Genomic DNA, 21,399 nt, shown 5'->3' with positions numbered 1-21,399 from the left:
ATAGACATAAAACGATGCTCAAGTGCGACGGAGAAAGCCGATGCTCGATGTCTTGATTGCCGGTGGCGGCTATGTCGGCCTTTCGCTCGCGGTTTCGCTGAAGAAGGCGGCGCCTCATCTCGACGTGATGGTGATCGACGGCGCGCCGGAAGGCGCCTGGAAGAAGGACCAGCGCGCTTCCGCCGTTGCGTCCGCGGCCGAGCGCATGCTCGACGTGCTTGGCGTCTGGGATGAGATCGCGCCGGAGGCCGAGCCGATCCGCCGCATGGTGATTACCGATTCGAAGGCGGCCGATCCGGTGCGGCCTGTGTTCCTGACCTTCGACGGTGACGGCGGCGAGGGTCGTCCGTTTGCCCATATGGTGCCTAATACGGCGATGGTCGGCGCACTGCGCGGTGCCTGCTCGGCGCTCGGCGTGGTCAATCGCCAGTCGACCATGGTCGAGAGCTTCAAGAGCGGCGACCACGCAGTTGCCGTTACGCTTGCCGGCGGCGAAGAACTGGAGGCCCGTCTTTTGGTTGCCTGTGACGGCGTGCGCTCCAAGCTGCGCGATGCCGCCGGCATCAAGACCGTCGAATTCGACTATGGCCAGTCCGGCATCGTCACCACCGTCGAGCATGAGCGGCCGCACGAGGGCACGGCGGAGGAGCATTTCCTGCCGGCCGGGCCTTTCGCCACCCTGCCGCTCAAGAACAATCGCTCGTCACTGGTCTGGACCGAGCGCACCGAGGACGCCGAACGCCTGGTCAAGGGCGACGATTTCCTGTTCGAGGAAGAACTGGAGCGCCGCTTCGGCCACAAGCTTGGTCACCTGAAGGTGGTCGGCGGACGGCGGGCCTTTCCGCTCGGCCTGACGCTTGCCCGCGATTTCGTGAAACCACGCTTCGCGCTTGCCGGTGACGCCGCCCATGGCATTCACCCGATCTCGGGGCAAGGGCTCAATCTCGGCTTCAAGGATGTGGCAGCACTTGCCGAAACCATCGTCGAGGCGGATCGTCTCGGGCTCGACATCGGTTCGCTCGCGGTGCTTGAGCGCTACCAGAGCTGGCGGCGTTTCGACACGTTCCGCATGGGTGTTACGACCGACGTGCTCAACCGGCTGTTTTCCAACGACATCACCCCGGTCCGGATCGCCAGGGATTTCGGCCTGGGCCTCGTCGACCGGCTGCCATCTCTCAAGAGCTTCTTTATCCGCCAGGCGGCCGGTATTGCCGGGGAGACCGATCCGCGGTTGTTGTCGGGTCAGCCGATCTGAGGCTTTACGGCTGGGGTTGCCCCTCTCCTCGGGTTAAACCCGAGGACTAGCCCTCTCCTCGCAGGATGGGAGAGGGGACGCCTCGCTGCGTTTGCGGGGAGAAGGTGGCCGGCAGGCCGGATGAGGGGCAGTCGAGAACTCTACGGGTAACGGGTCGACGCGGCCCTCAATCCTCGATCTTGCGTGCTTCCGAGATCAGCATGATCGGTACGCCGTCGCGGATGGGATAGGCGAGGCGCGCCTTTTCCGAGATCAGTTCATTGGCTTCGGCGTGATAGCTGAGGCGTCCCTTGGTCAGCGGGCAGACGAGCAGTTCGAGCAGTTTCGGATCGACCTTGCTGGCGTTGATATCCATCTATCCGTTGCTCACTGCAAAATGCTGTCCATATCGCCGAAGTCGCGCGCAAGCACGATTTCGGTGATGGCGATCAGGGTTTCGGCGCGGGTCTTGAGATCGGGAGCCTCGAGCAGCGCCTGTTTCTCCGCCGGGCCATAGGGCGACATCATCGCCATGGAGTTCACGAGCGTGCGGTTGCTCGCCCGCTCGACGCTTTCCCAGTCGGCTTTCAGCTTGTTGGCTTCGAGATAGGCCTTGAAGGCGGCCAGAAGCGCTGCCCGGTCGACGAGGGTCTCGTCGTCGCGGTTTTCGAGATCTGCCGCAAAGGGGCCGATACGGAAGCGACGGTAGCCGCGGGTGCCCCCGACTTCCGAAAACAGCCGGTAGCGGCAGACGCCTGTGAGCGAGGTGATGTAGCGGCCGTCGCCGGTCTCGGCAAAGGAGGTGATGCGGCCGATGCAGCCGACCTCGCAGAGCGCCTGCATCGGTCCGGTGGCGGTGTCGTTGCGGCCCTCGCAGAAGGACGGCTGTACGATGCCGATCAGGCGGTTGCCGGAAAGGGCGTCATCGAGCATGGCGAGGTAGCGCGGCTCGAAGATGTTGAGGGGAAGCTGGGCGCCGGGAAGCAGCAATGCACCGGTCAGCGGAAACACCGGAATGATCTCCGGCAAGTCCTTCGGACCGAGATAGCGTGCATTTCCGACGTGCATTTCCGATAGACCCTGCCGGTATTCGCTTTGCCCCGCCAAGGAAGCGTGGTCAACCAGATCAAAAGATGGTGCGCTGCTTGAAAATCTCAAGGGACGAGCCCGTCGATCTTCACAGGTGAAGATGGATCGTGATCGGATCCGCTTACGAAAAGGGGCGCAGATAGCGCCCCTTTCAAAAACATGTCTGACGGCTCAGGAGAACAGGATCGACGAGAGCTTGCGTCGCGCGGCGATGGTTGCCGGATCCTTCGGGCCCCAAACCTCGAAGAACGAAAGCAGCTCGCGCCGCGCGCCGTCGTCGTCGTAAGCCCGGTCGCGCTTCATGATCGTGAGCAGATGGTCGGCCGCAGCCATCCGGTCGCCCTCGACGTTGCGGATTTTGGCGAGCAGCACGCGCGCCTCGTGATCATCGGGGTTTGCGGCGAGGCGCCGTTCGAACTCGTTGGGATCGCCGAGCTTGCGGGCTTCCTCGATCTGGTCGAGCTTTTTGCCGATGGCGGCAATGCCGGCATCCTTGGCAAGATCTTCCGGTAGGCTGGACAGCGCCTCGCGGGCCTCGGCAAGCTGGCCGAGCGCGATCATGCAATCGACCATGCCGGCGATCGCCAAGACATTTTCCGGGTCGGCCTGCAGCACGGCGCCATAGAGGCCGGCGGCGTTCTCGGCATCGCCGGCATCGATGAGCGCCTTGGCGTCGGCGAGAACCGCCTCGATCTCGGCCTTGCTGTCGTCAACGGCGGGACCGGCGATCTTTTCGATGAACTGCTTGATCTGGCTTTCCGGAACTGCGCCCATGAAGCCGTCGACCGGGCGTCCGCCGACGAAGGCGATGACGGCCGGGATCGACTGGATGCCGAGCTGGCCGGCGATCGAGGGATGATCGTCGATGTTCATCTTGACGAGCTTGACGCGGCCTGCGGCTTCCGTGACCACCTTTTCGATGACAGGGGTCAGCTGCTTGCAGGGACCGCACCAGGGCGCCCAGAAATCGACGAGAACGGGCTGCTGCCTGGAGGCTTCGAGCACGTCCTTGGTGAAGTTGGCAGTGGTGGTTTCCTTGATCAGGTCACCGCCCGACGCGGCCGCCGGCGCCGGCTGGCCGAAGGAGGCCGAAGCCGTCATCTGAGTGCCGAAAGACCCTGCATAGGGATTGTCGCTGCCCGTCATTCTTCTCTCCTCGCCGGCTCGTCCGCCAGCTTACTGCATTCGCGCCAAAGATCGTATGTCAGGCCGTGACTTTCAAGACAAGCGGTTCGTGTCCGGTCGCTTCCATGAAGCGCAACAGATCCTTCGAAGCGATCGAGGTCGTTGCGTCGTTGGAAAGCGGGTGGCAGTTGACGATATCGAACGTCATCAGCGCCTCGTCGAGGATGACCTTGACGTTGCCCCCGGTGTCGTTGATCGCGCCGAAGGCGGTTACGGCCCCCGGAATGACGCCGAGATACTCCATCAGCTTCTCCGGCTTGCCGAAGGATACCTTGCTTGCCGCGCCGATCACCTGGTGCACGGTCTTCAGGTCCACCGTCGCGTGCTCCTCGACGGTGAGCAGGAAATAGTTGTCCTTCTTGTCCTTCACGAAGAGGTTTTTCGTGTGGCCACCGGGCATCTCGTCACGAAGCGCCACCGATTCGGCCACGGTGAAAACCGGAGCGTGGTTCTTCGTCTTATACTCGATTCCAAGTCCATCGAGAAAATTGAAGAGGTCTTCGGCGGTTTTCGGCTGTGATTCACGCATGATTCTCATCCCCACGGCGTTCGTTTCGTCTCTGCTTTAGGGGAGAAGGCCGTCAGGACGCAATCTCACAGGCGGCGAGGCCGGCCGAAAACGCGGCATTTCCGGGCTTTGCGAAGGGTGTCCAAAAAAATATTCGATTTCTCGTCATTTCCCTGTTGCATTCCAAAATCGCTTAGGCCATATACCGCCCGTCGCCGCAAGACAGCGCCGACGCCACGGTCCACCGACTACCCCCGGACCTTGGATGATGAGCGGGTGTAGCTCAGGGGTAGAGCACAACCTTGCCAAGGTTGGGGTCGGGCGTTCGAATCGCCTCACCCGCTCCAATTTCTCCCAACCACTTCATTTCACAGTCATTTCTGGAATGAAACGGCATTTGCCGTCAGGCATTCCATGCGCCGATAGTGCCGTCCGCACCATGTGGTTCGGACCGCCGAGACGGCTCCTTTTGCATTTTGCCTTTGTTGGTAAAGCCGGTCGCCGTTTCCGCGCTCAGCTCTTCATGAACACGTAGTCCGTCTCCTGCCGGCGGATCTCGCCGGGGCGAAGTACCGCGTTCGGGAAGCCGGCGTGGTTGGCCGCATCCGGCCAGATCTGGGTTTCGAGACAGAAGCCGGCAAAGGCGCCGTAACGGCGGCCCTCGAGGCCGGGGACGGGGATGTTCAGCTTTGCGCCGGTATAGAGTTGCACGCCGGGCTCGGTCGTCAGCACTTCCATCGTGACACCCGAATCGATGCTGCGAGCAAGCGCCACCGAATGTTTCGCCATGCGTTCGTTCGAAAGGCAGAAATTATGGTCGTAGGCGATACGCTCGCCTTCGGTCTGGCGGCTGAGCCGCGTCATTTCCCGCAGATCGAAGGCAGTGCCCTCGACCGGGCGGATCTCGCCCGTCGGCACCTGGCGTTCGCTGGTGGGCAGATAATGGTCGGCAGCGATCATGATGTCGTGGCCGAGGGCGTCGGCGCTGCCGTCGAGATTGAAATAGCTGTGCTGGCAGACATTGGCGAGCGTCGCTTGGTCGGTTTCGCTCTCGTAGACGACGCTCAAGACGCCGCCGGGCTTCAGCTGGTAGGTGCAGGTGACCTTGCAGTTGCCGGGATAACCGGCGCGGCCATCCGGGTCGGTAATGGCGAGCGTGATGCTGTCGGGCGTCTGCTTTAGGATCGTCCAGTTGCGCTTGCCGATATTGTCGCTGCCGCCGTGCAGATGCGTGACGCCCTTCTCGTTCAGTTCGAGCTGGTAGGCCTCGCCATCGAGCGTGAAGCGGCCGTTGCCGATGCGATTGGCGCAGCGTCCAGGCGTGGCGCCGAGATAGGGCGAATGGGCGAGATAGCTTTCGAGATCGGTGAAACCGAGCACCAGCGGCGGCTCATGGCCTTCCAGGCGCAGGTCCTGGATCACCGAGCCCCAGGTCAAGACATGGGCGGTGAGGCCGCCACCGGAGAGCACCACACGATGGACCGGCTCGCCGGATGGCAGGTGGCCGAAGATTTCCGTGTTCTGATGCATATTCACCGCTGGCTCCCACTACAGCGCTGCGCGTCTCCGCAGACGCACAAAGGTCGCCGTACACTTTTGAATTGCTGCATGTTTTGTCCTTGGCTCGGTTAGGATCCAAGGAAACATGCAACGGTGCGATCGCAGCAACCTGCGTCATTTCCAAAGGCACGGCAACCGGAAAATCATACTAAATGCGGCCTGGCGCCGTCTCCGGCCTGAGAGCAAAAACATCCAGCTATTCAAGGTGCTATAGCGACCTCTCGGCAGACATGTCAGCGCGACAGCTGCTTGGTCGCCTCCTGCAGGCCGGCGAGCGTCAAGGGGAACATTCGTCCCTCGAACAGGCCCTTCACCATCGTGATCGACTGGGTATAGCCCCAGTGCTGTTCGGGCACGGGATTGAGCCAGATGGAGCGCGGAAAATGTGCCGTCAGACGAGAGAGCCAGAGGGCGCCCGCCTCGTCGTTCCAGTGCTCCACCGAGCCGCCGGGGTGGCTGATTTCATAGGGGCTCATCGAAGCGTCGCCGACGAAGATGGCGCGATAGTCGCCGCCGTAGGTGCGCAGCACTTCCGTCGTACGGGTAATGTCGACACGGCGGCGGCGATTGTCCTTCCACAGGCCCTCGTAGACGCAATTGTGGAAGTAGAAATGCTCCATATGGCGGAACTCGCTGCGAGCCGCTGAAAACAACTCCTCGACGATGCGGATATGATCGTCCATCGATCCGCCGATATCGAAGAACATCAGAAGCTTCACCGCATTGCGGCGCTCCGGCCGCGTCACCACGTCGAGATAGCCGTGTTCGGCGGTGGCGCGGATCGTGCCGGAGAGGTCGAGTTCGTCGGCGGCACCCTGGCGCACCCAGCGCCGGAGCCGCTTCAGGGCCACTTTGATGTTGCGCGTGCCGAGCTCGATCGTGTCGTCATAATCCTTGAACTCGCGCCGGTCCCAAACCTTGACGGCGCGGCGGTGGCGCGACTGGTCCTGGCCGATCCGCACACCCTCGGGATTGTAGCCATAGGCGCCGAAAGGCGAGGTGCCGGCGGTACCGATCCATTTCGAGCCGCCCTGATGGCGGCCCTTTTGCTCCTGCAGCCGCTGGCGCAAGGTCTCCATCAGCTTGTCGAAGCCGCCGAGTGCCTCGATCAGGCGTTTTTCTTCCTCGCTCAGATGCTTCTCTGCGAGCTTGCGCAGCCAATCCTCGGGGATGGTGGCCTCTTCGCTCGCTTCCATCGGGTTGACTGCTTCGAGACCCGAAAAGCAGTGCTGGAACACCCGGTCGAAGCGGTCGATATGGCGTTCGTCCTTCACCAGTGCCGTGCGCGCAAGATAGTAGAAGGCTTCGACGTCGAAGGTGGCGATGCCCGCCTCCATCCCCTCGATCAAGGACAGGAATTCCCGGAGCGTGACCGGGACCTTCGCTGCCTTGAGTTCGAGGAAGAAGGGAATGAACATCTGACCTCAGCTTTTCCCGGTGCCGATCTCCGCGAGATCGTAGGGCGTCGTCTGGTACATCTCGTTGATCCAGTTACCGAAGAAGAGATGTGCATGGCTGCGCCAGCGGTTCTGCGGCGGCAGGGTCGAATCGTTGTGCGGGAAGTAGTCGTGCGGCATCTTGATCGGCACGCCCGCATCCACGTCGCGGAAGTATTCGTCCGACAGCGAGGTCGAATCATACTCCACGTGGTTGAACATGTAGAGCCGGTTGCCCTTTTTCTCGTGCACGAGGCAGACGCCCATCTCCTTCGATTCCATCAGGATTTCGAGGCTCGGCACCTTGTCGATGTCGGCGCGGCGCACTTCGGTCCAGCGCGAAACGGGGACGGCGAAATCGTCGGAGAAGCCGTTGAGATAGACGGAGGAGCGGTTGAGGTTCTGGTGACGATAGACGCCGAAGGCTTTTTCCTTCAGCGGATACTTCGGCACGTCGTGGAAGTGATAGATTGCCGCCATCGCGCCCCAGCAGACGTTGAGCGTCGAATGCACGTTGGTCTCGGTCCAGTCGAGGATGCGCTTCAGCTCGTCCCAATAGGTGACGTCTTCGTATTCGAGCGTCTCGACCGGGGCGCCGGTGATGATGAAACCGTCGAACTTGCGGCCCTGCACTTCTTCCCAGGTCTCGTAGAAGGAGAGCAGGTGATCTTCCGAGGTGTTCTTGGCGCGGTGAGCGCCGATGCGCACCAGCGACAGTTCCACCTGCAGCGGCGAAGCGCCGATCAGGCGCGCCATCTGGATCTCTGTCTTGATCTTGTTCGGCATGAGGTTCAGGAGCCCGATCTGGAGCGGGCGGATATCCTGACGGATCGCCACGGTCTCGGTCATCACCCGCACGCCCTCATGCGCGAGGGTTTCGAAGGCGGGCAGCGTATCGGGAATCTTGATGGGCATGGGCTTCCACTCGATCAATACAAAAAAACCGGCGGCGATTGATCGCGACCGGTCCTCGGAAATCCAACTTTCCTCGGCCCTTTAGCGACTTGTTTAACGTGGCTGCAAGCCGGCCGGCCAAATCACCACGGAGAATTTGATAGCGCGAGTGGGCCGCGGGGGTCAAGAAAAACGATTCGCGTAGGGGGCGGCTGCCCCTCATCCCGCTGCCGCGACCTTCTCCCCGCTGGCGGGGAGAAGCGGCCTTGCCGCACCCGATCGTTCCACGAGCTAAGCTCAGCGACCGTTCGGCCCATCTTGGCAGCCGGGTTCGCTGTCGGCACGTCTCGGCTTGGGGGCAGCCGTCGTCCTCGTCCCCTCTCCCCGCCCGCGGGGAGAGGGTCAGGGAGAGGGGCTGGTCTGCAGCAGGCTTAGAGCATCCCGCATGCCATAACCCAGCCGGCGGTCAGCCTGATCGATACCGAGCCAAAAGAAACGAAAGCGAATCGGGTCACCGCCGCCAAAGGGCGTCATTTCCTGATGTATCCAGGTCTGCCGTTGCTCGCCGGCAAGGGCGATGTGGAAGTAGTGCCGCCGATGACAGATCGTCCTGCCGTCCTTCGGGTAGTGGTAGTCCTGCGTGACGAGATGGGTGAGTGCTTCCGGCGGCGTCAGCCCGGTTTCCTCGATGAATTCCCGCTGAGCCGATGTCTCCGGGCTTTCGCCTGGTTCCATCGTACCGCCGGGCACCTGCAGCTCGATCTCTGGGAAATCCGGCTCGTCGAAGACCAGCAGGCGGTCCTGCCAGGTGGCGTAGATCAGGACCTTGTGCGCGTCCGGCCTCATCCGTCGCGGCGGGCCATGAAGGCGAGGCGCTCGAAGAGGTGCACGTCTTGTTCGTTCTTCAGGAGCGCACCGTGCAGCTTCGGCAACATGGTCTTGGCATCGGCCCTGAGGTCGGCCGGATCGACCTCGTCGGCGACGAGCAGGCGGATCCAGTCGAGCGCCTCTGACGTGGAGGGCTTCTTCTTCAGCCCCGGCACCTGGCGGATGTCGTAGAAGGCGGCGAGCGCCGCCGAAAGCAGCGTCTTGCGGATGCCGGGATAATGCACCTCGACGATGCGGGCGAGCGTGTCTGCATCGGGGAAGCGGATATAGTGGAAGAAGCAGCGGCGCAGAAACGCGTCCGGCAGCTCCTTCTCGTTGTTGGAGGTGATGATGACGATCGGCCGGTGACGCGCGCCGATCATCTCGCCGGTCTCGTAGACATGGAATTCCATGCGGTCGAGCTCCTGCAACAGGTCGTTCGGAAACTCGATGTCGGCCTTGTCTATCTCGTCGATCAGAAGCACCACGCGGCGATCGGCCTCGAAGGCCTGCCAGAGCTTGCCCTTGCGGATATAGTTCCGGACCTCGTTGACACGCTCGTCGCCGAGCTGGCTGTCGCGCAGCCGCGACACGGCGTCATATTCATAGAGGCCTTGCTGTGCCTTGGTCGTCGACTTGACGCTCCATTCGATGAGTTCGAGGCCAAGGGCGGCGGCGATCTGGCGGGCAAGCTCGGTCTTGCCGGTGCCGGGCTCGCCCTTGACCAGCAGCGGCCGCTCCAGCCGGATCGCGGCGTTGACGGCGATCATCAGGTCCTTGTCGGCGATATAGTCGGCGGTGCCTTGAAATTGCATGGGCGTCTTCCGGTTCAGCGTAAGTCAGGCGAAGTCATGCCCTATGGACTATCGCATAATGGCTTAAATCGGAATCGTTTTGAGGGTGGGCGCGATCAGGGGGGTCAGCCGCGAAGCGCGGTGATCTCGATCTCGATCAGCATTTCCGGGCGGATCAGGTCGCAGACGATCATCGTTGCGGCCGGGCGGATCTCGCCGAAGACTTCGCCGAAGATCGGGAACACCCGGTCGGCGAAGCTGGCATCGGTGACGTAATAGTGGTTGCGCACCACGTCCTTCATCGAGAAGCCCGCTTCCTTCAGCGCGCCCTCGATCGTCTTCAGGCAATTGCGCGCCTGCTCTTCCACCGTCTCGGGCATGGTCATGGTGGCGTAGTCATAGCCGGTCGTTCCGGAGACGAAGCACCAGTCACCCATCGCGACGGCACGCGAATAGCCTGCCGTCTTTTCGAAGGGCGAGCCCGAGGAGATGAGCTTGCGCGCCATATCTTCGTTTTATGCCCAGGGGCGCGCGGCGCCGACCGTCTTTTCGAAGCTGTCGATGGCGGTTGCCTTTTCCAGCGTCAGGCCGATGTCGTCGAGGCCGTTCAAGAGGCAGTGACGCTTGAAGGCGTCGACCTCGAACTTGACCGAACCGCCGTCCGGACCGGTGATTTCCTGGGATTCCAGGTCGACCGAGAGGATGGCGTTGGAGCCGCGCGAGGCGTCGTCCATCAGCTTGTCGAGGTCAGCCTGGCTGACGACGATCGGCAGGATGCCGTTCTTGAAACAGTTGTTGTAGAAGATGTCGGCAAAGGACGTGGAGATCACGCAGCGGATGCCGAAGTCGAGCAGCGCCCACGGAGCATGCTCGCGCGAGGAGCCGCAGCCGAAGTTATCGCCGGCAACGAGAATGCTGGCGTTCTGGTAGGCCGGCTTGTTGAGCACGAAGTCCGGGTTGACCGAGCCGTCTTCATTGTAGCGGGCTTCGGCGAAGAGGCCCTTGCCAAGGCCGGTGCGCTTGATCGTCTTCAGGTAGTCCTTCGGAATGATCATGTCCGTGTCGATGTTGACGACGGGGAGGGGGGCGGCGACACCGGTGAGCTTGACGAATTTTTCCATAACTTCAGGCCTTCGATTTCAGAAGAATGTTGCGCTAGCGTTTAGATGAGTTTTGCGCCGAAATGAAGGAAAATCTGTTCAAATGCGCTTCGCCGGGCGGGTGAAAATGCCCGCCCGGCGAGAGCTTCGTCCGGATCTCGATTGTCTGCAGGGACTTAGCTTGCCTTCACCGGGCTGTTCATGGCCCAGAGAACGCCGAAGGGATCGCGGAGCTGGCCGTAGCGGTCGCCCCAGAACATCACCTCGATCGGCATGACCACCTCGGTGCCGGCGGCAACCGCACGGTCCCACCAGGCATCGATGTCGTCGACGGTGAGCGTCAGGGTGAAGGCCTGCGGCTTTTCCAGCGGATGACCGTATTCCGGATAGGCATCGGCGAGCATCAGCGAGCTGCCGTTGACATAGAGGTGGATGTGCATCGTGCGGCCCTGCTCGTCGAGCGGGTGCCGGCCCACTTCCTTGGCCCCGAAGGCGCGCTGGTAGAATTCGGACGCCTTGGCGGCGCCATCGACCTGAAGATAGGGCAGAAGGCCGTTGAGGACCGGTGCCGGCTGCTGCGTCTGGGTATCCATATCGTTCTCCATCCTGTTCGAAGAGCCAGGACCGTGCTGGCCTGCCTCAAGGACGGACATGGAATCTCCGATCCGACATGGGGTCGAAAAAAAATCGCAGCCATGACGTTTTTCAAGGCCGCCAACAGGGTTCGAGCCGATCACGGATCGGCCCGATTGCAATGATCGCCGGGGATCGATTCCGACGCCCAGGGATCGATTTCGACACCCAGGGGGATCAGAGGTCGATGATCGTGCCGCGGCCGTCGTTCCAGATGCGCATCTCGCGCTGGCCCTGGGCCGCACCTGCGGCAGCCGGGCGCGCGGTGGCGCGGGCAGGCCTGAAATTCAGCCGGGTGGCAATGGCGCTGCCGACCACGACGACGGCGGCGATGCCGGCCAGTGCCAGCGCCAGCGAGGCGGTAAGCACAAAGGCCGCGAACGTGATGGTCAGGGCTGCGGCCGTAAAGAGAACAGAGCGAATGCTTTGCATAATCGTCACCTTTCTGATGGCGATGTGGGGGCGCGCCTTCGGACTTGCAAGAGGCGGGCTTTCGAAAGGGGTGCGGCGGTTCGCCTCGTCTTGCGGAACGCGGCAAAGGCGGGCACAACTGAAGCATGAACAAATCGAGCGAACATCACCCTGTACGCCTGCGCCGCTCGGTGCTTTGCGTGCCGGCCGACAATGCCCGCGCGCTTGCCAAGGTCGCGGAACTCGCGACGGATGTCGCGATCTTCGATCTCGAGGATGCGGTAGCGCCCGAGCGCAAGGTGGAAGCGCGTGCGGCGCTGGTGCAGTATCTGACGGCGAGCCGGCCGGATTGCGAGATTGTCATTCGCATCAATGCGATCGGCTCCGACTATGGTCAGGGCGATCTTGCTGCGGCGCTTGCGGCCAATCCCGACGCCATCCTGTTGCCGAAGGTCGAAAGCCCGGCGGATATCCAGGCGGCGGCCGACTGGCTCGACGAGAACGATGCGCCGGAGACGCTGCGCCTCTGGGCAATGATCGAGACGCCACGCGGGGTGATCAACGCGCCGGCAATCGCCGAGGCCGGCCGTACCTTCAGTGGCAGGCTCGATTGTTTCGTCGTCGGCCTCAACGACCTGCGCAAGGAGACCGGCGTTCCGGATCGTCCGGGCCGGCCCTATCTCATCCCCTGGCTGATGCAGATCCTGCTTGCCGCGCGCGGCGGCGGGCTCGATGTCATCGACGCCGTGTTCAACGATTTCCGCGATGGTGCCGGTTTCGACGAGGAATGCCGGCAGGGCCGCGACATGGGTTATGACGGCAAAATGCTGATCCATCCAGCGCAGATCGGCCCGGCGAACGAGCGCTTCGGCGTCGATCAGATCGCCGTCGACGAGGCGCGCGCGATCATCGCCGCCTTCGCGCTGCCCGAAAACGCCGGCAAGGGCGTCATCAACCTCAGCGGGCGGATGGTCGAGCGGCTGCACCTCGACCAGGCCGTCACGCTTGCCGCCAAGGCGGACCTCATCGAAAAACGAAAGACAAGATCTTGAAACTCTTCCGCTTCCTGACCGGCCCTGACGACGCTTCCTTCTGCCACAAGGTGACGGCGGCGCTAAACCAGGGCTGGAGCCTGCATGGCTCGCCCACCTATGCTTTCAATGCCGACACGCAGCACATGCAGTGCGGCCAGGCGGTGGTGAAGGAGGTCGAAGGCAAGGAATACACCCCGGATATCAAGCTGTCGGAGCAGTAGTCGAGGCTGTTTGCCGTCGCGCAGGTTTGCCCCTCTCCTCGGGTTTAGCCCGAGGACTAACCTCTCCCTGCAGGCGGGGCGAGGGGACGCGGTTGATGCTCACAATCGGCGTGTGAGGCCTGCTTTCTGGAATCGGTCGTGCTCCGATTGGGATGCGTATCGCGAGTTTCCTTCGCCCCGCCTGCGGGGAGAAGGTGCCGGCAGGCGGATGAGAGGCTTCCTCACCGTGCGGATGAGGGGCGGCCCTCACCGCGCGATGATAGGCAAATGAAGTGTCAGCCGCCGACGTGCTCGACGCTGGCCTCGATCCGTTCCATGTCGTCGTCGGAGAGGCCGAAATGGTGGCCGATCTCGTGGATCAGCACGTGGGTGATGATGTCACCCAGCGTCTCCTCGTTCTCCGCCCAATAGTCGATGATTGGGCGGCGGTAGAGGGTGATGCGGTTCGGAAACTGGCCGGTTTCCATGGTGAAGCGTTCGCTGATGCCGCGGCCTTCGAAGAGGCCGAGCAGGTCGAAAGGCGTTTCCAGCGCCATGTCCTCGAAAACGTCGTCGCTCGGGAAGTCGGCAACTTCGATGATAAGGTCGGTCGTCAGCTGGCGGAATTCCTGCGGCAGGTGGCCATAGGCCTCCAGCGCAAGCTGCTCGAAAGTGGTAAGCGTCGGTGCGTGGCGTTCCCGCCAATCATCGGTCTGGTCAATGCGGGCCATAGGCACTCCTTGTTGCCCTCCATATAGCGATTTTGCCTTTGTTTTTCGAGTGTTGAATTCCTTGACCACAGAGACAGGAATAAATTCTTAGAATTGGCTGTTGACTCATTTAGGAAGCTCTGGAATCTAATAGAACATAACATGAACATTCTGATGGGAGTTGACCGTCATGGCCGACACAGCCGTGCAGCGGGAGACGGTACTTTCGCTCCGAGAAACCATAGCCAGGATCGAAAACCGTCGGCTTCCGGGCGTCGTGCGCGCCGCCAAGGCGGCCGATCCCGGCGGCTTCCGTCAACGGGAAGAAGACGAGCCTGGCCGCAAGGCGCTGGCGCTCGGCGTTCCCGATCTGGACGACCTTCTCGAAGGCGGCCTGCCGCTCGAAGGCATGACGGAAATCCGCAATGCCGAGACGCGCGATGCCGGTGCAGCCGCCGGTTTTGCCGCAGCACTCAGCGTGCTCTGTCAACGGGCGCGGCTTGAAAAGGGCGAGCCGGCCGCCCCCGTTCTCTGGATCAGCCAGTCGATGGCTTCCACCGAGGCGGGCATGCCCTATGGGTTGGGTCTGAAGGCCTTTGGTCTCGATGTCCGCGGCCTCGTCTTCAGCCTGCCACGCACGATAAAGGATGCGCTCTGGATCGCCGAGGCCGCGCTTTCCGTGCCGAGCTTCTGTGCCGTCATCCTTGAAATTCGCGGCAACCCGGCCGCCCTGGCACTCAGCGAGAGCCGACGCCTGCATGTGCGCTCGCGCGCTGGCCACGTCCCCCTTCTGCTTCTGCGCCAATCCGGACACGAGGAGGCGAGCAGCGCCTTCTTCCGCTTCCTCGTCGAGCCGGCGCCGGCGCGCGAGCGACCGCTACCGGATGGATCGATGCTTCGCGGCAGCATCGGCCATCCCGTCTTTCACGTCATTGCCGAGAAGAGCAGGGCTCCTGCGCCGCTCGGCTTCTTCCTGGAGTGGAACCCCCATGACCGCCGCCTTTACCCCGTCGAGCCCCTACCAGCCGCTGCTGCGGCAGATCCAGAACCAGCGCATTCTGTCGCTCACCTTTCCGCATCTTCCGGCCGATCGGGTCGCGCGCAAGCGCTGGGGGAACTCGTGGCTTTCCCGCGGGCGTCCTGAGCATCCGCCCGTCGTCTTCGCCGACAAGGTGAAGAGCGCAATGCGTCTCGTTGCGCTCGATGGTTTCGCTGAAAGGCGTGGGTTTCATATCGGCCAGGGTGTCGCCGAAGCGCGGGCCATGTGTCCCGAGATCGACGTGCTGCCGGCCGATCCCGCCGCCGACCGGGCGCTGCTTGCAGGGCTGGCGGACTGGTGTTGCCGCTACACGCCGCTCGTCGCGCTCGACGGCGACAGCGGCCTCTTTCTCGACATCACCGGCTGCGCCCATCTTCTCGGCGGGGAAAAAGCGCTGCTCGACGATCTGCTCGCTCGCCTCTTTCATCTGGGGGTCGAGGCCCGGGCGGCGATCTCTTCGTCCGCCGGGCTCTCCTGGGCGGTGGCGCGTTTCGGCTCCGACGCTATCCTTGCCGAGGACGAGGCGGCGCGAGCGCTGGCACCCTTGCCGATGGCGGCGCTGCGGCTGCCGCAGGAAACGATCGAAACACTCGGCCGGGTCGGGCTCAAGCAGATCGGCGACCTGATCGAGGCGCCGCGCGCACCGCTCGCCCGCCGGTTCGGCGCAACCCTGCTTCTGCGTCTCGACCAGGCGCTCGGGCGCGAGGACGAGCCGCTGTCGCCACGGTTGCCCGTCGCTGCCCTTTCGGCAGAGCGGCGGCTCGGCGAGCCGGTCCAGGGTGAAGACGATATTTTGGGCCTGACGGAAGAACTGGCGTTGCGGCTGAAACCGGAACTGGAGAAGCGCGGCGAGGGCGGGCGCCTGTTCGAACTGCTGCTTTTCCGCGTCGACGGTGCGGTCTTTCGCATCGCCGCCGGCACGTCCTCGCCGCTCAACGAGCCGCGTCGCGTCGCGGGTCTCTTCCGCGAACGCCTGCAGGCGGTGCACGAAGATCTCGATGCCGGCTTCGGCTTCGAAATCCTCAGGCTTTCGGTGCCGAAGAGCGAAAAATACGAGGTGATGCAGGAGGATTTCTCTGGCACGCCGGATCGCGAGCGTCCGCTTGCCGCCTTCGCCGACCGGGTCATGGCGCGCTTCGGCGCAGAAAGCCTCATGGTGCCGGCGCTCTCGGAAAGCCATGTGCCGGAGCGGGCGGCAAGCTTCCGGCCGCTCACGGACCTGGCGCTGATCGGCAAGGCTGAGGAACCGGGTAACAACATCCCGGCGCCCCTGCTTGCTGCCGCCGCCCGGCCGCAGCGGCTCTTTCCAAGTCCCGAGCCGGTGGAGGCGGTGGCCGAAGTGCCGGAGGGGCCGCCGAGAAGCTTTCGCTGGCGGCGCACATTGCACCGTATCGCGCGCGCTGAGGGGCCGGAGCGGATCGCCGGCGAATGGTGGCTTGATGGCGAGCCGGCGCTGGAGCGTGATTATTTCCGGGTGGAGGACGATAGCGGCCGGCGGTTCTGGCTGTTTCGCGAGGGTCATTATGGCGCGAGCGCCCCGCCGCGCTGGTTCATGCATGGAGTCTTCGCATGAGCGACGCTACCCCCTATTTCGAGATCGGTGCCTGGTCGAATTTCTCCTTCCTCGAAGGCGCTTCCCATCCGGGTGAGATGGTCGTTGCGGCGAGCCGCCTCGGTATTGGCGGCCTCGGCATTGCCGATCGCAACACGGTCGCCGGCGTGGTGCGCGCCCATGCGCAGGCCAAGGTGGAGAAGTCGGCTTTCCAGCCCGGTGCGCGGCTCACCTTTGCCGAAGATCTGCCCGACGTGCTCGCCTATCCCTTGAACCGCCGCGGCTGGGGCAATCTCTGCCGAATGCTGAGCGCCGGAAACCTGCGCGCCAAGAAGGGCACCTGCACGCTCTACGAGACCGATCTGATCGAATGGGGCGAGGATTTGCTTCTTGCGGTTCTACCGGACCCGGTTATCGGCGCACCGGAGGCAACCCTGCTTGCCGATTTTCTCAAGCGACTGAAACCGCATTTCGCCGACCGGCTCTATCTGGCGCTGGTGCCGCGTTATGATGGCTTCGATCAGTTCGCCTTTGCCGGGCTTGCAACCATTGCCCGCCATGCGTCGGTCAGGCTCGTCGCCACCAACAGTCCGCTGTTTCATGCCGCCGGCCGCCGGCCGCTTGCCGATGTCGTCACCGCCATCCGCGAGCATGTGACGATCGCGACCGCAGGCTATCGGCTCCATGCCAATGCCGAGCGGCATCTGAAGACGCCCGCCGAAATGATCCGCATCTTCCGCGACTATCCGGAAGCGATCGCCAATACCGGGCATTTCTTCGAGAGGCTGAAGTTCTCGCTGTCGGATCTCGAATATCAATATCCGGATGAGAGCATTCCGGGCGAGACGCCGACGCAGACGCTGCGGCGGCTGACGATGGAGGGCGCGCGCGAGCGTTATCCCGAAGGAATTTCCGAACAGGTTTCCAGGCAGATCGAATACGAACTCGGCCTGATCGCAGAGAAACGCTACGAGCCCTACTTCCTGACAGTGCGCAACATCATGCAGTTCGCGCGCGGCGCCGACATCCTGTGCCAGGGCCGCGGGTCGGCGGCGAATTCCACCGTCTGCTATTGCCTTGGCATCACCGAGGTAAATCCACTTAAGACCACCCTGCTCTTCGACCGCTTCCTTTCGACCGAACGGGACGAGCCGCCGGATATCGACGTTGATTTCGAGCATGAGAAGCGGGAAGAGGTGATCCAGCATATCTACCGCACCTACGGCAAGGAGCATGCGGGACTGACGGCGGCTGTCATCAGCTACCGGGCGCGCTCGGCCGGCCGAGAGACCGCCAAGGCCTTCGGGTTCTCAGAAGACGTGCAATCGGCGCTTGCCGGTTCCGTCTGGGGCTGGTCGGTCGCCGATCTCTCGGAGCGCGAGGCGCAGGCGGCCGGGCTCGATACGAAGGATCCGACGACGGTGAAGGTGCTCGATTACGCCACCGAGCTGATGAGTTTCCCGCGCCATCTTTCCCAGCATGTCGGCGGCTTCGTGATGACCCGCGACCGGCTCGACGAGGTGGTGCCGATCATGAATACGGCGATGCCCGACCGCTACATGATCGAGTGGGACAAGGACGACCTCGACACGCTGAAGATCCTGAAGATCGATGTACTGGCGCTCGGCATGCTGACCTGCATCGCCCGTGCCTTCAAGCTTCTCGACCGGCATTACAACGAGCAGAAAACGCTGCATCAGCTCTTCAAGGATGACCAGAAGGACGTCTACGACATGATCTGTCGCGCCGATACGATCGGCGTCTTCCAGATCGAGAGCCGGGCGCAGATGAGCATGCTGCCAAGGCTGAAGCCGCGCATCTTCTACGATCTCGTCATCGAGGTGGCGATCGTCCGGCCCGGGCCGATCCAGGGCAACATGGTGCATCCCTATCTGAAGCGGCGGGAGCAGCGGGATAAAAAAATTCCCATCGAATATCCAAGTCCTGAACTGGAGGCCGTGCTGAAGCGAACGCTGGGCGTGCCGTTGTTCCAGGAGCAGGCGATGCAGATCGCGATTACTGCCGCAGGCTTCTCGCCCGGCGAGGCTGACCAGTTGCGCCGGGCCATGGCGACCTTCAAGCGCACCGGCACGATCCATACCTTCCACGAGAAGATGATCGAGGGCATGGTCAGGAACGGCTATGAACGGGACTTTGCCGAGCGCTGCTTCAAGCAGATCGAAGGCTTCGGCGAGTATGGCTTTCCCGAGAGCCATGCCGCGTCCTTCGCGCTGCTCGTCTATGTCTCCTCCTGGCTCAAGACCTATTATCCGGATGTCTTCTGCGCGGCGCTCCTGAATTCGCAGCCGATGGGCTTTTATGCGCCCGGGCAACTGGTGCGCGATGCGCGCGAGCATGGGGTCCGGGTGCTGCCTGTCGATATCAACCACTCGGTCTGGGATGCCGATCTCGAAGAAGGGGGGCTGGATCGCAACGCCATCGAGCCGCGCCACCGCGAGATGGAGGACGTCATCAGGACGACGAAGGCGATGCGCCTCGGCTTCAATTCGATCAAGGGGCTGAACCAAAGGGAACTCGAAGATAAACTCGTCGCCAACCGGGGCGCCGGTTACGGGTCGGTTCGTGATCTCTGGCTGCGCTCCGGCCTCTCCCGTTCCGCGCTCGAAAGGCTTGCGGATGCGGATGCCTTCCGCTCGATCGGGTTCGATCGGCGCAAGGCGCTCTGGGCGGTGAAGGCGCTCGATGAAAAAAGTGCGGCCGAGCGGCTGCCGCTTTTCGAGGGGGCTGCGAGAGAGGAGTTGCGGCCGGAGCCCGCGATGATCCTGCCGGAGATGCTGGCAGGCGAGCAGGTGATCAACGACTATCGTTATCTCTCCTTCTCGCTGAAGGCGCATCCGGTCTCCTTCCTCCGAGACACGCTTGCCGCGCAAGGAATCGTCCAGAGCCGCATGCTTGCGACCGCTCCGGTCGGGCGGCGGGTGAGCGTTGCCGGGCTGGTGCTCGTCCGCCAGCGTCCGGGTTCGGCCAAGGGCGTCATCTTCATGACGATCGAGGACGAGACCGGTGTTGCCAATGCGATCGTGTGGCCGAAGGTGTTTGCGACCTATCGGCCGGTGGTCATGGGTGCGCGTCTCGTGAAGATCCGCGGCCGGCTGCAGCGCGAAAGCAGCGTCATCCATGTGGTCGCCGAGCACATCGAGGATATCACGCCGATGCTCGGGTTGTTGCGCAAGGAAGCGCGGCGGTTCGGCGCAAGCGAGCGTGCCGATGAGGCACTGAGACCGACCGGCGACGCGCGCATGAAGCGGGCGCAAGGCGACCAGCGCCTACCGATCCCCCGCCATTCCGGCAGCAGTTCCAGCAACCCGGATCGAGCGACAGCCGAGGTGGCCGACGTGATGCCGAAGGGGCGCAATTTCCATTGAAAGCCCGACCCGGCTTTGCTGTCTCCCGATTGTGTGGGGCGGTTTGGCGAAGGGACGGCCAGATACGTCGGAGGGATTCCATGGAATGCTTCCGGCGCGGGGTCATGGGCAGGGTTTCCCGCCGTCGCGACCGGAGGTGTGTAAAAATGTCGCAGGCTGTGCGCCTCATGACCCATTCAGGGTTTGCAGGCGCAGTCGCTCAGGAATCTCTAAAATTCTGAAAAGGCGAAGTTTTCTGTCAAGTTTAGAGTCGTTCTAATCCACCCGCAACTTCCGCTCGCGGAGTTTTTAGTTGACACTAAATGTCCTGTTTTGCTTTATGCGCTGATACAGGGCGTTGCGTACGACAGGCGAGACGACATGCTGGTTTGCAGCTGCAATTTCATCACGGAAAAAGAGATCGAGGACACGATCATTGGTCTCCTCGATGAGGACTGTTGGCAGCTGATCGTGCCGGCGAAAGTCTACCACGCGATGGAAAAACGCGGCCGTTGCTGCGGCTGTTTCCCCAATGTCGTCGACATCATCATCCGCACCACCGAGCAATATCACGCGCACCGCGACTCGACGGACGCAGAGATATTTGATTTCATGACCCGCCTCAGACAATTCCACGACGACAACCGGAGGGCGGATCTTGAAAGGCGACAAAAAAGTCATCGAGCAGCTTAACGAAGCGCTCTATCTCGAACTCGGTGCCGTCAACCAGTATTGGCTGCACTACCGCCTCCTCGAAGACTGGGGCTATACGCTTCTCGCCAAGAAGGAGCGGGCCGAATCCATCGAGGAGATGCAACATGCCGACAAGCTCGTCGCGCGCATCATCTTCCTTGAAGGCCATCCCAACCTGCAGACGGTCGCGCCGCTGCGCATCGGCCAGAACGTAAAGGAAGTGCTGAAGGCAGATCTCGCCGGCGAATACGACGCCCGCACCGCCTACAAGAAATCCCGCGACATCTGTCATGCCGCCGGAGACTACGTCTCCATGAAGCTCTTCGAAGAGCTGCTTGCCGACGAGGAAGGCCATATCGACTTCCTCGAAACCCAGCTCGAGCTGCTCGACAAGATCGGCGAAGAGAAATACGGCCAGCTCAATGCCGCTCCGGCCAACGAGGCCGAAGCCGACTGAGCCTGGTAAAAGCTTGCAAACATAAAGGCCGGCGATATCGCCGGCCTTTGTCGTTTCAGGAACGGGCAGGTCCGGTTCACGGCGCCAGATGCGTGAAAGCCGCAACCACTTCCTCGTAGACCTTGCGCTTGAACGGCACGATCAGCTCCGGCAGGTCGCGCATCGGCTTCCATTCCCAGGCGTCGAACTCCGGCTCGTGTCCGCCCGGCGGCGGGTTGATGGCGATCTCGTTTTCCTCGCCTTCAAAGCGGAAGGCATACCAGCGCTGCGTCTGGCCGCGATACTTGCCCTTGAGGCCGATACCGATCAGATGTTCAGGCAGGTCGTAGTTGATCCAGCCGGGCGCTTCGGCCAGCAGCGAGACGGTGCTCATGCCGGTCTCTTCGTAAAGCTCGCGATAGGCGGCCTTCAGCGGATCCTCTCCCTTGTCAATGCCGCCCTGCGGCATCTGCCATTGCTGTGGCGAGCCGTCATATTCGGAATTGCCGACGGCGATACGATGACCGGCCCAGACGAGGCCCGCCCGGTTCAGCACCATCACCCCGACACAGGGGCGATAGGGAAGGTCATCCGCCTTCAGTTTCTTGTCCTTGCTCATCGGCTGCCTCTTCTGTGCAAACGTTCATTGGTCCCGTGGG

At 62.5% G+C, this 21,399-nt stretch carries 23 protein-coding genes, 1 tRNA gene and 1 riboswitch; of the genes, 9 read left to right on the top strand and 15 right to left on the bottom strand.

Annotation, left to right across the window (positions count from 1 at the left end; translation table 11 throughout):
* Positions 1-40 precede the first annotated feature (40 nt).
* Positions 41-1,255: a ubiquinone biosynthesis hydroxylase gene (locus tag AC3WVQ_RS17470; RefSeq protein WP_034802758.1), complete on the top strand. Its 1,215-nt coding sequence runs from the start codon at positions 41-43 to the stop codon at positions 1,253-1,255.
* Positions 1,256-1,421: 166 nt separating this feature from the next.
* Here the strand turns inward: AC3WVQ_RS17470 and AC3WVQ_RS17465 are convergent, their stop codons facing one another.
* The 4 genes from AC3WVQ_RS17465 to AC3WVQ_RS17450 all read right to left on the bottom strand — a co-directional run bounded on the left by AC3WVQ_RS17465 (position 1,422) and on the right by AC3WVQ_RS17450 (position 4,037).
* Complete coding sequence (locus AC3WVQ_RS17465) at positions 1,422-1,610, bottom strand: Trm112 family protein (protein ID WP_034802755.1); 189 nt, start codon at positions 1,608-1,610, stop codon at positions 1,422-1,424.
* A gap of 11 nt (positions 1,611-1,621) precedes the next feature.
* Positions 1,622-2,302 (bottom strand): LON peptidase substrate-binding domain-containing protein, encoded by a 681-nt coding sequence (locus tag AC3WVQ_RS17460; protein ID WP_034802753.1) that lies wholly within the window; start codon positions 2,300-2,302, stop codon positions 1,622-1,624.
* A 192-nt stretch (positions 2,303-2,494) separates the two neighbouring features.
* Positions 2,495-3,469, bottom strand: coding sequence for a thioredoxin (trxA, locus tag AC3WVQ_RS17455; RefSeq protein WP_034802750.1), 975 nt, complete (start codon positions 3,467-3,469; stop codon positions 2,495-2,497).
* Between the two features lie 58 nt (positions 3,470-3,527).
* A complete protein-coding gene (locus AC3WVQ_RS17450) occupies positions 3,528-4,037 on the bottom strand; it encodes a prolyl-tRNA synthetase associated domain-containing protein (RefSeq protein WP_082572987.1) in 510 nt (169 codons plus the stop codon).
* 251 nt (positions 4,038-4,288) lie between these two features.
* On the opposite strand from AC3WVQ_RS17450, the gene AC3WVQ_RS17445 reads away from it, so the two are divergent.
* A tRNA-Gly gene (locus tag AC3WVQ_RS17445) sits at positions 4,289-4,363 on the top strand.
* A gap of 166 nt (positions 4,364-4,529) precedes the next feature.
* Here the strand turns inward: AC3WVQ_RS17445 and AC3WVQ_RS17440 are convergent.
* The 9 genes from AC3WVQ_RS17440 to AC3WVQ_RS17400 form a co-directional block, all read right to left on the bottom strand.
* A complete protein-coding gene (locus AC3WVQ_RS17440) occupies positions 4,530-5,546 on the bottom strand; it encodes an aldose epimerase family protein (RefSeq protein ID WP_034802744.1) in 1,017 nt (338 codons plus the stop codon).
* A gap of 263 nt (positions 5,547-5,809) precedes the next feature.
* Entirely contained in the window at positions 5,810-6,994 is a 1,185-nt protein-coding gene (locus AC3WVQ_RS17435) for a vWA domain-containing protein (RefSeq protein ID WP_090295270.1), read from the bottom strand.
* Between the two features lie 6 nt (positions 6,995-7,000).
* Positions 7,001-7,927: a homoserine O-acetyltransferase MetA gene (metA, locus tag AC3WVQ_RS17430; protein ID WP_034802737.1), complete on the bottom strand. Its 927-nt coding sequence runs from the start codon at positions 7,925-7,927 to the stop codon at positions 7,001-7,003.
* Positions 7,928-7,988: 61 nt separating this feature from the next.
* Positions 7,989-8,066, bottom strand: a riboswitch (SAM riboswitch).
* Between the two features lie 242 nt (positions 8,067-8,308).
* Entirely contained in the window at positions 8,309-8,752 is a 444-nt protein-coding gene (locus AC3WVQ_RS17425) for an NUDIX hydrolase (RefSeq protein WP_090295271.1), read from the bottom strand.
* Entirely contained in the window at positions 8,749-9,588 is an 840-nt protein-coding gene (locus AC3WVQ_RS17420) for an AAA family ATPase (protein WP_034802731.1), read from the bottom strand. The genes AC3WVQ_RS17425 and AC3WVQ_RS17420 overlap by 4 nt, the downstream gene beginning before the upstream one ends.
* Before the next feature lie 104 nt (positions 9,589-9,692).
* Positions 9,693-10,073: a RidA family protein gene (locus tag AC3WVQ_RS17415; protein WP_492382879.1), complete on the bottom strand. Its 381-nt coding sequence runs from the start codon at positions 10,071-10,073 to the stop codon at positions 9,693-9,695.
* A 9-nt stretch (positions 10,074-10,082) separates the two neighbouring features.
* Positions 10,083-10,688 carry a 3-isopropylmalate dehydratase small subunit gene (leuD, locus tag AC3WVQ_RS17410; protein WP_034802725.1) on the bottom strand — a complete coding sequence of 202 codons (606 nt, stop codon included), beginning with the start codon at positions 10,686-10,688 and terminating at the stop codon, positions 10,083-10,085.
* Positions 10,689-10,843: 155 nt separating this feature from the next.
* A complete protein-coding gene (locus AC3WVQ_RS17405) occupies positions 10,844-11,260 on the bottom strand; it encodes a VOC family protein (RefSeq protein ID WP_034802718.1) in 417 nt (138 codons plus the stop codon).
* A gap of 217 nt (positions 11,261-11,477) precedes the next feature.
* Complete coding sequence (locus tag AC3WVQ_RS17400; protein WP_060521435.1) at positions 11,478-11,732, bottom strand: hypothetical protein; 255 nt, start codon at positions 11,730-11,732, stop codon at positions 11,478-11,480.
* 125 nt (positions 11,733-11,857) lie between these two features.
* Between AC3WVQ_RS17400 and AC3WVQ_RS17395 the strand changes: the two genes are divergently transcribed.
* Positions 11,858-12,763, top strand: a complete 906-nt coding sequence (locus AC3WVQ_RS17395; protein ID WP_090295273.1) for an HpcH/HpaI aldolase/citrate lyase family protein — start codon at positions 11,858-11,860, stop codon at positions 12,761-12,763.
* On the top strand, positions 12,760-12,966 hold the full coding sequence (locus AC3WVQ_RS17390; RefSeq protein WP_034802710.1) for a DUF1737 domain-containing protein: 207 nt from the start codon (positions 12,760-12,762) through the stop codon (positions 12,964-12,966). Before AC3WVQ_RS17395 ends, AC3WVQ_RS17390 begins: the two co-directional genes overlap by 4 nt.
* Before the next feature lie 275 nt (positions 12,967-13,241).
* Here AC3WVQ_RS17390 and AC3WVQ_RS17385 read toward each other — a convergent pair whose 3' ends face one another.
* A complete protein-coding gene (locus tag AC3WVQ_RS17385; RefSeq protein ID WP_034802708.1) occupies positions 13,242-13,676 on the bottom strand; it encodes a metallopeptidase family protein in 435 nt (144 codons plus the stop codon).
* 169 nt (positions 13,677-13,845) lie between these two features.
* On the opposite strand from AC3WVQ_RS17385, the gene AC3WVQ_RS17380 reads away from it, so the two are divergent.
* The 5 genes from AC3WVQ_RS17380 to bfr all read left to right on the top strand — a co-directional run bounded on the left by AC3WVQ_RS17380 (position 13,846) and on the right by bfr (position 20,761).
* On the top strand, positions 13,846-14,799 hold the full coding sequence (locus AC3WVQ_RS17380; protein ID WP_090295274.1) for an ImuA family protein: 954 nt from the start codon (positions 13,846-13,848) through the stop codon (positions 14,797-14,799).
* A complete protein-coding gene (locus AC3WVQ_RS17375; protein WP_250806588.1) occupies positions 14,684-16,267 on the top strand; it encodes a Y-family DNA polymerase in 1,584 nt (527 codons plus the stop codon). The genes AC3WVQ_RS17380 and AC3WVQ_RS17375 overlap by 116 nt, the downstream gene beginning before the upstream one ends.
* Positions 16,264-19,632 carry an error-prone DNA polymerase gene (locus tag AC3WVQ_RS17370; RefSeq protein ID WP_110818900.1) on the top strand — a complete coding sequence of 1,123 codons (3,369 nt, stop codon included), beginning with the start codon at positions 16,264-16,266 and terminating at the stop codon, positions 19,630-19,632. The genes AC3WVQ_RS17375 and AC3WVQ_RS17370 overlap by 4 nt, the downstream gene beginning before the upstream one ends.
* Before the next feature lie 360 nt (positions 19,633-19,992).
* Positions 19,993-20,304 carry a (2Fe-2S)-binding protein gene (locus tag AC3WVQ_RS17365; protein ID WP_034803108.1) on the top strand — a complete coding sequence of 104 codons (312 nt, stop codon included), beginning with the start codon at positions 19,993-19,995 and terminating at the stop codon, positions 20,302-20,304.
* Positions 20,270-20,761 (top strand): bacterioferritin, encoded by a 492-nt coding sequence (gene bfr / locus AC3WVQ_RS17360; RefSeq protein ID WP_034802698.1) that lies wholly within the window; start codon positions 20,270-20,272, stop codon positions 20,759-20,761. Before AC3WVQ_RS17365 ends, bfr begins: the two co-directional genes overlap by 35 nt.
* Before the next feature lie 76 nt (positions 20,762-20,837).
* Here bfr and AC3WVQ_RS17355 read toward each other — a convergent pair whose 3' ends face one another.
* The gene (locus tag AC3WVQ_RS17355; RefSeq protein WP_090295277.1) at positions 20,838-21,359 is read right to left on the bottom strand and encodes an RNA pyrophosphohydrolase; all 522 of its coding nucleotides are present in this window, start codon (positions 21,357-21,359) and stop codon (positions 20,838-20,840) included.
* Positions 21,360-21,399 lie beyond the last annotated feature (40 nt).

The organism is Ensifer sp. EB106-05-01-XG146, from assembly GCF_058791875.1.
This window is presented reverse-complemented; position numbering and strand designations above follow the sequence as displayed.